Here is a 1326-nt window from a genome sequence, read left to right on the forward strand (position 1 = left end):
TAATGCGTCGCGAACAGCGCGGTCGCGCCCAGTTCGTCGTGGAGGAACTCGGCGGCCGCGCGGGCGATGGCGCGGCCGTCGGTGGTGGCCGTTCCCCGCCCGACCTCGTCTAAGAGGACGAGCGAGTCGGTGCCGGCGTCGTGGAGGATCTCCGTCAGCTCGCTCATCTCGCGCATGAACGTCGACTGGCCGCCGGCGATGTCGTCGGAGGCCCCGACGCGGGTGAACACGCGGTCGAAGACGGGGAGCGAGGCGGCCTGCGCGGGGACGAACGACCCCGTCTGCGCGAGCACGACCGCGAGCGCGACCGACCGCATGTACGTCGACTTCCCGCTCATGTTCGGCCCCGTGATCACGGCGACCGAGCCGCGCGGCAGGTCCGCGTCGTTCGGGACGAACGACTCCTCGGTCCGCTCGACGACCGGGTGGCGTCCGCCCTCGATCGCGATCCCGGCGTCGGCGTCCGTCTTGGGGTCGCCGTCCGTCCCGGGATCGCCGTCCGTCCCGGGATCGCCGTCCGTCCCGGGATCGCCGTCCGTCCCGGGATCGCCGTCCACCTCAGCACCCGTCCTGAGTTCCGGGCGGACGTAGTCGTACTCGACCGCGACGGTCGCGAGCGAGGCCAGCGCGTCGAGTTCGGCGAGCGCGTCCGCGAGCCCCTGGATCCGCTCGGTCTCGCTTGCGACGCGCTCGCGAACGTCGACGAACAGCTCGTACTCCAGGGCGTCGGCGCGCTCCGCGGCCCCGACGATCGCCTCCTCGCGCTCCTTCAGCTCCGGCGTGACGTACCGCTCGCTGTTCTTCAGGGTCTGTCGGCGGCGGTAGTCGTCGGGGACGCGGTCGGCGTTGGCGTCGGTCACCTCGATGTAGTAGCCGTGGACCTGGTTGTGCCCCACCGACAGCGAATCGATCCCGGTGCGCTCGCGCTCGCTCGTTTCGAGGTCCGCGACCCACTCGCGCCCCTCGCGCTCGGTCGCGCGGAGGTCGTCGAGGTCGTCGTCGAACCCCTCCCGTATCACGCCGCCATCCGTGATCTCCTGTGGCGGGTCGGTCGCAATCGCCGCGTCGATCAGCTCGCGGACCTCGGTCAGCTCGTCGAGGCGGTCGCGGAGGTCGCGGAGGTGGTCCGTCCGAGGGAGCGACTCGCTTCCCTCTGCCGCCCCCGCGAGCGTCGCCTTCACCTCCGGCACGACCGCGAGCGTCCGGTACAGCGAACGCAGGTCGCGGGCGTCGGCACGCCCCCGCGAGACCCGACTCACCAGCCGTTCGAGGTCGTAGGCGGTCGCGAGCGCGTCCGCGACCCCCTCGCGGGCGAGGCTCCGGTCG

1 pseudogene is annotated in these 1326 nt (G+C 72.3%); it reads right to left on the bottom strand.

The features are described from left to right. Positions 1-1326 (bottom strand): annotated as a pseudogene (locus BN903_RS10275) (DNA mismatch repair protein MutS); the annotation flags it as partial.

The organism is Halorubrum sp. AJ67 (genome assembly GCF_000513435.1).